Here is a 9,519-nt window from a genome sequence, read left to right on the forward strand (position 1 = left end):
CGCGATCTTCGGCAAAATCGGCCAAGGCAAGACGACGCTGATGCTGGCGATGCTCGCGCTTCTGCCGAAGTATTTCCAAAACAGCGGTGCCGTCGTGTTCTTCGATAAGGATCACGGCGGGGAATTACTGTGCCGCGCGGTGGGCGGGCGCTACGTCGCCATCCGATCGGGTCACGCCAGCGGTCTCGCCCCGCTGCGCGGCCTGCCCAATGATCCCCAATCCGCGGCGTTCCTGGTCGAATGGCTGAGCGCCCTGATCGCCAATGACGGGCATGGCCCGCTCCCTCCGGATGACAATGCCCGCCTGTCTCGGGGAGTCGAGGCCATCCTGAGCCTGCCGCCCGAGATGCGGTCTTTGGCGGCGCTCCGGCAATTCCTGGACTGGCGCAATCCGCTCGGTGCGGGGGCACGGCTCGAACGCTGGTGTCGCGGCGGAAGCCTGGGATGGGCGTTCGATGGCGATGAGGATCTGGTGCATTTCGATCGCATGACCTGCGGGTTCGATCTGACGGCTATCCTCGACAATCCGCTGATCTGCGCCCCGGCTGCGAATTATCTGCTCTATCGGATCAGCGTCGCCCTCGATGGGCGGAGGTTCGTGTTGTCATGCGACGAATTCAATTTTTATTTGTTGAATCCGTTGTTTGCGAAAATCTGGCAGGATTTCACCCTGACGGTGAGGAAATCCAACGCGGTCGTTCTGCTCGCGACGCAGGAACCGGCCCCCGTCCTCGCCTCGAAAGAGGGCAATTCGATCATCAAAAACTGTCCGACCCTGATTTTCTGTCCGACGCCGGGCGCGGATGAAACAGTGTACCGGACCGGCCTCGATCTCACGGAAGGGGAGTTCCGGGCAATCCGGGAGGATATGCTGCCCGGCTCCCGTCAATACCTGATCAAGCGGCCCGGCGGGTCCGTCATCGTCGATTTCGATCTGTCGTCTATTCCGGAATGCGTCGCGGTGTTGTCCAGCCGGAAAAACACCGTGGCGTTTGCTGAGCGTCTGCGATCCTCGCATGGCGATGACCCCGCCGCCTGGCTCCCTGAGTTCATGCAGCGTTTCCACGAAGCCGTTGATTAGGAGAACCATCATGCGATTTCGCATAGTAATTCTCGGGCTGTTCGTCGCCATGTTCGGCGTCGCAACGCCTGCTCTCGCCCAGGTGCCGGTGATCGACCCCAGCGCCATTGCCCAGCTCGTCCAGCAACTCGCCACGACGAAGCAGGAATTGCAGGAGGCGATCAGCCAGTATCAGGAGGCGAAGGCGACGTTCCAGACCCTGTCCCAGGACGTGAACCCGAACCAATGGGGTCAGGAGCTGGAGCAACCGCTGATGCAGGACTCCATGCCGAACACCACGCTTCTGCCGGGGATGCTCGCGGGGATCAGCCCCCCAAGCGATCTATCCGGCAATTTCGGGTCACTGGCGCAGCAATATCTCGGACAGAATCAGGTCTATGCGCCGCAGGGGCAGGATTTCCAGGCGACGCAGATGCGTAGCAGCGAGAACTCCATCGCGGAAATCGAGGCCGTCGCCACCCAGAACCTCCAATCGCTCCAGGCCCGCGAACAGGAAATCCCCCAGATTCAGGATCAGCTCACCGGGGCAACGACGATTCAACAGGTATCCGCAATTCAGGCCCGCCTGAGTGCCGAACAGAATTACGCTCAGGCTCAAACCGCACAGGCAGCGAACCTCCAGGTACTCGCTGAGGAACAGCAACAGGCCCAACAGGAAGCCGACACTGAGGATTACCGGGAGAATATTGATCAAAACCTGTCGTCCGAATGTCAGGAACTCGCGTCAGCCGGTCAATCAACAACGGGATGCCCTCAATGACCGCGAAATTCGTTATTCCTCTACTGATTTCAATCGCTGTTTCGGTGTCAATCATCGCTGCAATTATGGTCCATCGACATGACACGCGAGTTGAGCACCGAGAGACTTACGAAAACTCGTTAAATTCATCTCTCGCCGCCGTATGCCTCAAACTTGCCCAAAACCACCAATCGACGGCTGGCTGCCCGAAAGGGAGTAACTGATTATGGTACTAATCCCTATCAATGGTAGTAACACATTCACATCACTATATAATATATTTCAGTATTCTGTAATAGATCCAATTCAGGGTCTCGTATCGGATGTAATATCTGCTGCCGGGATTCCACTCCGTGCATTGCTCATTCTGATGATTCTCATCATTGGCGGTGAGATGTTGATGGGGCGCACAACGCCGGGTGCGGTGCTCAACAGATTCGTGCGGATCGGGTTTGTTGTCGCGCTGATCGCCAATTCCAGCCTGTACTATCACTATGTGCAGGACTTTTTCATGACGGGAATCCCTGATTTCATCACGAAACACGTCATCGATGTTTATACCGCCGGCGCGTCGTCCTCATCATTGGCTGCCACTACACAAGCGTCGCCCGGCGCCGGCTTTGATGATGTATTAAATCAGATCATCAAAAATGCTTTGATTGCGAGCAAATCGGCACCGACTGGTTTGCAGGGTATTGTCCCGTCATTCGAGGTTGGTTTGGTGGAATTGATCTCCATCCTGGCGCTCGGATTTTTGTTCGCCGTCTTCGTGACAGTGCAGACTATCCTGGGAATTACTGTCGTCATCGGCCCGATCATGATACTCGGCTATATTTTCGAGTATACGAAGCGGATAACTGACGCCTGGATTTCAGCCCTCGTTACCCTGGCAATAATGACGCTCGTTGTCGATGTTGTTGTTCTCATTCTGCTTGGCGCGATAAACGCCATATTCTCCAACATGGCGCTCGTGAAGGGCGATTTCTCCCAGAATATCGAGGCCCTGCTCGGGGGGGCTGCCGGCATCGTCGTCATCGGTCTCGCGGTGGCCGTCGTGCCGCGTGTGATCGAGGGCATCGGTGGCGGGGTCGCGGTCGGGCTCGGTCTGGAAAACGCCCATCGCTGGCTGCGGGGCGGTCCGGTCGTCGAACGCCCGCTCAATGCCGCAGGACGCGGCGCACAGTTTCTCGGCCGTCAGGCCGGGTCTGCCGGCCTTCGGGCCGGCGGGCGCGGCGCACGGGCACTCTATCGGCGCGTGGCGGCTCGCTTTCGTAATCGCAATGGTGGAGATACCTGATGATCCGTCTGGCTCTCGTGGTGACACTGGCCGGCCTCCTGGCGGGCTGCGCGTCCAGTGATCCGCTCGCCCATGCCCATGGTCCGGTATTCGCGCTGAACGCCGGGCGGTGGCAGCCAGCCCCGTCACAGCTCCGAGTGCCGCCGCGGGTGCCACACTCATGAACGCCTTGCGCAAAACCATGGCGGCTCCGGTCGATCCCGACCGGCTTCGCGAATATTTTCAGGACGTTCAATCGTTCCAGTCGAAACAGACGCGATCGGCGAAGTTCTGGGGCCGTGTCGGCTGGAGCATCGCGGGCCTCTCGCTCCTGATCAACGCAGCACTCGCCGGAACGGTGTTCATCCTCGTTCCGCTCAAGCAGCTCGTGCCCGTCTACATCAGCCTGCACAAGGACGGCACGTTCACATCGACATCAACCATGTCCGATCTGCCGCCGACGCAGAAGGCGGCGGCGCTGCGGGCGGCGATCTGGCAGTATGTCCGCGATCGGGAGAGCTACGACTATGCGGATGCCGGCTATCGCTACGACGTGGCGAGCCTGATGTCCTCTCCGACCGTCCGCGCGGAATATCATCACAAGTTCCTGCTCGGGGACAATCCGAACACCGTGCAGAAAACCGTAGGCCAGCGCGGTCAGATCAACGTCCACATGATCAACATGAGTTTCGTGCGGTCGCATGTCGCGCTCGTCCGGTATCACCGGGTCCTGACGATGTACGGGAGCCAGCCCGTCACAACCACATGGACCGCGACGGTGGAATTCACGCGCGTTCACAAGTTGCCGCTGCATGATCGCCTGGCCGATCCCGGCGGAATCATCATCACGAATTATCAGGATTCAAAGGACAGTCCATGAAACCATCAACCGCTCTACTCGGCGGTGCGATCCTGGCGCTTGCGGTCGTCACTCCGGCCCTGGCCGTCGAGTATCCCCAGCCGGGACCGCTCGATAGCCGCGTGAGGTATGTCACCTACGAGAAGGGCAACGTCACGGATATCTGGACCACGGTGGGCGCGGTCGTGACCGTCGAATTTCCGGTGGGAACCAAGATCATCGGTGTCGCCGCCAGCGACACGAAATTCCTCCAGACCCAGCCCCTCGAAAACTACCTGTTTTTCAAGCCGACTGCGATCCTCTCGCCGTCGCCGGTCACGGTCATTACTCAAACCCCATCCGGCCGCCCGCGGCACTATTTCTGCCAGTTCCAGACCGTCAGCGGTGCGGCCGGTATCGGCGCGAATATCGATTACGCGGTGATTTTCCGCTACCCGCATCAAAAATACGAGGCGGAGCTTGCAAAGCAGCGCGCGGCCGAAAAAGAGGCGGTCCGGAACGCGGCGCGCTCTCGGCTCCAGGAACGCATGGACGTTCTCAATGCCCAGACCGTCAACAAGTGGAACGGGCCGCGCAATTACGACTACACGGCCCGCGGCGATCGGGCGCTTGCGCCGGCCCTGGTCTACGACACCGGCTATTCCACCGTGTTCCGGTTTCCGGGCAATGAGCGCATCCCCTCGATCTACGAGGCGCAACCGGATGGGAAAGAAGCCTCGGTCAACATGAGCGTGCATGGGGATACCGTCGTCGTGCCGGGGACCGCGCCGAAGTGGTGGCTGCGCGACGGTCACGAAGTGCTCGATATCTATGACGTGGCCTACAATCCGATCGGCCGCAAACCTGGCACGCACACGATCAGCCGATCGGTTCAACGCGAGATCAGGGAACCGAACCATGGCGAATGACGACGACAAGCGGCAATCCTGGGGACCGAACCAGAAGCCGGCCGCACCCGTCTCGCCGGTCAATCAGGATGTCTCGGCGGTCTCAACCGGCCGCTCGTTCATCTCGCGTGAGGCGGCGTTCGGCGGGCTTGTTGTTGGCGGTGTCGCGCTGATCGCGTTCGTCTGGCTGTTCCATGGAACATCGCATGTCAAACCGACGACGAAGGCCGTCGCCGGCGCGGGTCAGGTCGGGCAACGGTTCCAGCCCGCAACGAAACCGAACGCGCCGGCTGTCCACAAGGCGGTCCTGCCGCTTCCTGCGCGGCATCGGTCCTACATCAACCCGTTTGCCCAGCAACAACAGGAAAGCCCGGCCATGGAGGCGCTACAGGCTCCCATCCTGGCGTCCCCGGCCGGCGGGGCAGGGGCAGGGACCTCGCCACCGCCTCAGTCCTCAGTGGAACCGGCTGCGTCCCGGCAAGGCCCGGCCCATGCCGGCGGCCTCTCGGGGCGGCTTTCCTCCGGCCGGTTCACCCATGTCAACGCGCGCATGATCGCCCATCCGAATTTCACCATCTCGGCCGGCACGATCATTCCCTGCACCCTGGAGACGGCGATCGACTCCGGCCTGCCCGGTTTCGTCAAATGTGTCCTGCCGCAATCGGTGCGCTCGATGACGGGGGCCGTCACCCTGCTCGATCGCGGAACCCAGGTGCTCGGCGAAATTCAACAGGGGCTGGTCCAGGGGCAGGATCGGCTGTTCATCCTCTGGACTCGGGCGATCACCCCGCAAAATGTCGTCGTGCGTCTCGGATCGCCGGGTGCCGGGGCGCTCGGCCGGGCCGGGATTTCCGGCGCGGTCAACAACCATTTTTTCCAGCGGTTCGGTGCGGCGATCATGCTCTCGGTGATCGGCGGCTCGCTCCAGGTCGCGGCGAACTCCGCGCAATCCGGTGCGGGCAACACGTATTTTCAGTCGCTCAATGGTAATACCAATCAGATCGCCAATACCGCGCTCGAATCGACGATCGACATTCCGCCCACCCTCACACGCAACCAGGGCGCTAATGTTTCCATCTTCGTGGCGCGTGATCTGAATTTCTCCCACGTCTACAAGCTCGGCCTGGTCAATCCGTGATGGAGCCGGATCACGATCCGTTTCCGGAACCGCCACCGCCCGGCCTCGCGGCGCGGATCGCGCGCGCCGTGCTGCGTCACGCCTATCATTTCTACTGCGTGTTCTCGTCGGGGCATCCGCCGCTGTCGCCTGAACAAATCCGACAGAACCGGGAAGATTTTCTCCGTTCCAGCGATGAGATCACGTTTATCTGTCTGGTCGCAACCGTGGTCTGGCTCGGCACCGGCCTTGTGGTCAGGATCTATGTGCCCGCGTTGTTTCCGGCCGTGATCGAAGCCGCCACGGTCTGTCTCGTCTCGTTCTGGGGGGTGAAGGTCGGTCAGATTGTCCTCATCCGCCGTCGCCGTCGTCTCTGGAAATCCATCAGCCGCTGAAAGGTCTCCCATGCGCGTCAACCGCTCCATGTCGATCGCCGCTGCCGCCCTCGCGGCTGCGGCTTTGCTTTCGGGCTGCACCAGCAAGAAGGTCCAGTTCAAGTAGGAGATGACGTCCTGGGTGAAGACGCATCCCAGCGCCGGCGAATATTGCACCAGTTTCCGCGCCTCGTCGCGACCTACAATGGCCCCGTTCACGCCTATGCTCGGCGCATTCACCCAGGTCGCCCGGTTCTATGAACCGTCGCCCGCGTTCAATACGGACAAGACGGTGTTCGCGATCCAGTCGGCGGATGACCACACCGATCCCGCCCTTCCTGAAATGGTGAAACTCGGTCTGCTCAAAGCGGTGCCGGTCGATGAGGTCGATGACACGATCGCGCTGCGACCGATCCCGCACAGCTATAAGCAGCTCATGATCCACCACTACGCCGTGCATCATGAAATCTTCTATTTTCTGACGGGGAAGGCGGCGGGTTTCCAGAAAGCGAACGGTTCGGATACGTCGATCTCGGTCTCGCCGATCCATCATAAGGACACGACGCCGCTCGTGTTGAAAACCGATCACGTCAAATTCGCGTTCGGTCCACCACAATGGTGCGGCGGCACCGCCCGGATTACCAAGGTCGATCTGTACACGATTCCGGCAACGGAAGGCGGCGTGATCACGTCGAACGTCACCGCAACCGCCGTGCCGGTCGGTCTGCCGTCGTGGCTGTTCAATCCCGCCGTCGAGAAGGCGCTCAATCCGCCCCCCTCGAAAACCTACAAGGCGCGTGGCTCGTTCGAGAAAACCTCGAATGGCTGGACGTTGCAGGGCGGCGTCCAGATCGTCGGTCTGGGCAACGGGCCGCTGGGAAGCGGCTTCTGATGGATAGCATCGTCGAACCGCCGATCGCCGAAAGCCCGGCCGCGCCGGTCCTGCGGTTCCTCCTGACACCGCTACAGGCGTGGCTCGATGACGCCAGCACGGAGGAGCTGTGCATCAACCGGCCCGGTGAGTGCTGGGTGAGGCAACGCGGGGTGTTCAAGCCGCACAGTGTGCTGCTCGATCTCCGCACCCTCGAAATGATCGCCACCCTGGCCGCGTCGCTGCGCCGTCAGGATGTCGGCTCATCCTCGCCGCTCTGTGCGACCGAGCTGCCCGGTGGGGAGCGGCTGCAAATCTGCCTGCCGCCCATCGTGCCGATCGGCACGGTCAGCCTGACGATCCGCAGGCCGGGCGCATCGGTGGCACCGCTATCTTCGGTTGGTGAACGGTATCAGGTCGCCGGCTGGAACCAGTGGCGCTCGCGGCGCGATCAGCGCGATCTGTCCGCGCTGCTTGCCCTGTTCGATGCCGGGGACATCGAGGCGTTCCTGCGCGCCGCGGTCCACCATCGCCTGACGATCCTGCTCTGCGGTGCGACTGGCTCTGGCAAAACCTCCATGAGCAAAACCCTGATCTCCGCCATCCCCCTCGAAGAGCGGATCATCACGATCGAGGATACCCCCGAGCTGGTCATCCCCCAGCCGAACCACGTCCGGCTGCTCTACTCGAAGGATGGGCAATCGACCGCGCGGGTCGATGCCGAAGCGCTGCTCCAGGCGAGCCTGCGGATGCGGCCCGATCGCGTGCTCCTGCAAGAGCTGCGCGACGACGCCGCATGGACCTACGTGAATGAAGTTGTCTCCGGTCATCCCGGCTCGATCACGACGATCCACGGAAAATATCCGGATCAGGCGTTCAAGAAGCTGTTTTCGCTGATCAAGGGGTCTCCCAAGGGGGCGGGGTTCGACGATCGCACCTTGTCCGATCTGCTGGCTGCGGCGGTCGATCTGATCATTCCGTTCGAGACGTTCGGCAGCACGTATCAGATCAACCAGGTGTGGTTCGCAGCCGATGCGGCCCGCCGCGGTGAAACCGCGGCCGATCTGTTGCGGGCGATCTGATGTCCGCGCGGGGGCGGATCGTCGGCATCCTCGTCTTTGGGCTGGCGTTCTGCCTTGTCGCCTTCTCCGTGCTCGCCACCCAGATATTTCTGATCGGCCTGTTCGGTCCGCTCAAAGCCTATCATGTGTTCCATTATCCGTTCTGGCAGTGGTGGCTGTACCTGATCGACGACTATGGCAATCACCAGGTCCGGTTCTGGCTGATTGTCAGCGGTATCCCGGCCTTCGCTGTGCCGTTCCTGTTCGTCGTGATGGCGATGGTCCGTGGCCGGGCGTTCCGGGGCTGGTCTCTCCGGCGCGATCACAACCCGCTCAAGCGCGTCGATGACCCGATCCGTGCTCCCACCGACAATCATGGTCACGCCCGCTGGATGACCATGGATGAGGCGCGCAAGCGGTTCCCCGGCCCCTCGCCGGAATATGGCGGCATCGTCGTCGGCGAGGCGTATGAGGTTCATCGGGATTCGGTCGCCGATGTCCATCTCGATCCAGCCGATCGCAGCACCTGGGGGCAGGGGGGCACGGCACCCCTGCTGATCGATCCCGGCACGGTCGGGTCATCGCACGCGCTGATGTTTGCCGGCTCCGGCGGGTACAAATCCACCACCGCCGTCTCCACCCTGCTCAACTGGTCCGGCTCGGCGGTGATCCTCGATCCTTCCGTAGAGCTGGGGCCGATGCTGCGCGCGGCGCGGGAGGCGATCGGACATAAGGTCTATGAGCTGAACCCCCGATCCAGCGCGGTCGGCTTCAACGTGATCGAGTGGATCGATATCTCCTCCCCCCTCGCTGAAATCGACGTGGCCGCCGTGGTCGATTGGATCTGTGGCGATACGCCTGCCAATGGCGATGAAAACTCGAAGTTTTTCAAGTCGAGCGGCAAGGAGCTGGTGACGGCGCTGCTGGCGCATATCCTCTGGGATGACACGATCCCGAAAGAGCTGAAAACCCTGCGTACGGTGCGGGCGGGCGTCGTCACCCCGGAGCATGATCTGCGCGCCATGCTTGCGCATATCCATAAGAACTCCAACAGCCGCCTGGCGCGCGATCTCGCCGGCGGCCTCAAGGACGTGGTGCAACAGACATTCTCCGGCATCTACAAGAACGCGACAGCCGATACCGCCTGGCTGTCCACCTCGGCCTATGCCGATCTGGTCTCTGGCAACACATTCAGCGCAGCCGATCTGGTCGGCGGCAAGGTGACGGTGTTCATCAACATCCCGCTCAAGGCGC

At 61.5% G+C, this 9,519-nt stretch carries 10 protein-coding genes and 1 pseudogene; all 11 read left to right on the plus strand.

The window, feature by feature from the left end; translation table 11 throughout:
• A pseudogene (locus tag ACP5E6_RS14005) lies at window positions 1-1,081 on the plus strand (type IV secretion system protein VirB4); the annotation flags it as partial.
• A gap of 10 nt (window positions 1,082-1,091) precedes the next feature.
• Window positions 1,092-1,841, plus strand: a complete 750-nt coding sequence (locus tag ACP5E6_RS14010; protein ID WP_427954940.1) for a type IV secretion system protein — start codon at window positions 1,092-1,094, stop codon at window positions 1,839-1,841.
• A gap of 349 nt (window positions 1,842-2,190) precedes the next feature.
• Window positions 2,191-3,117 (plus strand): type IV secretion system protein, encoded by a 927-nt coding sequence (locus ACP5E6_RS14015; protein WP_427954941.1) that lies wholly within the window; start codon window positions 2,191-2,193, stop codon window positions 3,115-3,117.
• Entirely contained in the window at window positions 3,117-3,281 is a 165-nt protein-coding gene (locus ACP5E6_RS14020) for a type IV secretion system lipoprotein VirB7 (protein WP_427954942.1), read from the plus strand. The genes ACP5E6_RS14015 and ACP5E6_RS14020 overlap by 1 nt, the downstream gene beginning before the upstream one ends.
• Window positions 3,278-3,976 (plus strand): type IV secretion system protein VirB8, encoded by a 699-nt coding sequence (locus ACP5E6_RS14025; RefSeq protein WP_427954943.1) that lies wholly within the window; start codon window positions 3,278-3,280, stop codon window positions 3,974-3,976. The genes ACP5E6_RS14020 and ACP5E6_RS14025 overlap by 4 nt, the downstream gene beginning before the upstream one ends.
• A complete protein-coding gene (locus tag ACP5E6_RS14030; protein WP_427954944.1) occupies window positions 3,973-4,863 on the plus strand; it encodes a TrbG/VirB9 family P-type conjugative transfer protein in 891 nt (296 codons plus the stop codon). The genes ACP5E6_RS14025 and ACP5E6_RS14030 overlap by 4 nt, the downstream gene beginning before the upstream one ends.
• Window positions 4,853-5,980 carry a type IV secretion system protein VirB10 gene (virB10, locus tag ACP5E6_RS14035; protein WP_427954945.1) on the plus strand — a complete coding sequence of 376 codons (1,128 nt, stop codon included), beginning with the start codon at window positions 4,853-4,855 and terminating at the stop codon, window positions 5,978-5,980. Before ACP5E6_RS14030 ends, virB10 begins: the two co-directional genes overlap by 11 nt.
• The gene (locus ACP5E6_RS14040; RefSeq protein WP_427954946.1) at window positions 5,980-6,354 is read left to right on the plus strand and encodes a hypothetical protein; all 375 of its coding nucleotides are present in this window, start codon (window positions 5,980-5,982) and stop codon (window positions 6,352-6,354) included. The genes virB10 and ACP5E6_RS14040 overlap by 1 nt, the downstream gene beginning before the upstream one ends.
• 121 nt (window positions 6,355-6,475) lie before the next feature.
• On the plus strand, window positions 6,476-7,225 hold the full coding sequence (locus tag ACP5E6_RS14045; protein WP_427954947.1) for a hypothetical protein: 750 nt from the start codon (window positions 6,476-6,478) through the stop codon (window positions 7,223-7,225).
• Window positions 7,225-8,286 carry a P-type DNA transfer ATPase VirB11 gene (virB11, locus tag ACP5E6_RS14050; RefSeq protein WP_427954948.1) on the plus strand — a complete coding sequence of 354 codons (1,062 nt, stop codon included), beginning with the start codon at window positions 7,225-7,227 and terminating at the stop codon, window positions 8,284-8,286. The genes ACP5E6_RS14045 and virB11 overlap by 1 nt, the downstream gene beginning before the upstream one ends.
• Window positions 8,286-9,519, plus strand: a 1,234-nt coding sequence (locus ACP5E6_RS14055; RefSeq protein ID WP_427954949.1) for a type IV secretory system conjugative DNA transfer family protein, incomplete at its 3' end; no start/stop codon positions are given. The genes virB11 and ACP5E6_RS14055, both read left to right, overlap by 1 nt.

Source organism: Acidiphilium sp., from assembly GCF_049977125.1.
GTDB lineage: Bacteria > Pseudomonadota > Alphaproteobacteria > Acetobacterales > Acetobacteraceae > Acidiphilium.

Bases quoted from the DNA above. Each gene is read 5' to 3' on its own strand.
- ACP5E6_RS14010 (WP_427954940.1), top strand. From the start codon at position 1,092: ATGCGATTTCGCATAGTAATTCTCGGGCTGTTCGTCGCCATGTTCGGC.
- ACP5E6_RS14015 (WP_427954941.1), top strand. From the start codon at position 2,191: ATGATTCTCATCATTGGCGGTGAGATGTTGATGGGGCGCACAACGCCG.
- ACP5E6_RS14020 (WP_427954942.1), top strand. From the start codon at position 3,117: ATGATCCGTCTGGCTCTCGTGGTGACACTGGCCGGCCTCCTGGCGGGC.
- ACP5E6_RS14025 (WP_427954943.1), top strand. From the start codon at position 3,278: ATGAACGCCTTGCGCAAAACCATGGCGGCTCCGGTCGATCCCGACCGG.
- ACP5E6_RS14030 (WP_427954944.1), top strand. From the start codon at position 3,973: ATGAAACCATCAACCGCTCTACTCGGCGGTGCGATCCTGGCGCTTGCG.
- virB10 (WP_427954945.1), top strand. From the start codon at position 4,853: ATGGCGAATGACGACGACAAGCGGCAATCCTGGGGACCGAACCAGAAG.
- ACP5E6_RS14040 (WP_427954946.1), top strand. From the start codon at position 5,980: ATGGAGCCGGATCACGATCCGTTTCCGGAACCGCCACCGCCCGGCCTC.
- virB11 (WP_427954948.1), top strand. From the start codon at position 7,225: ATGGATAGCATCGTCGAACCGCCGATCGCCGAAAGCCCGGCCGCGCCG.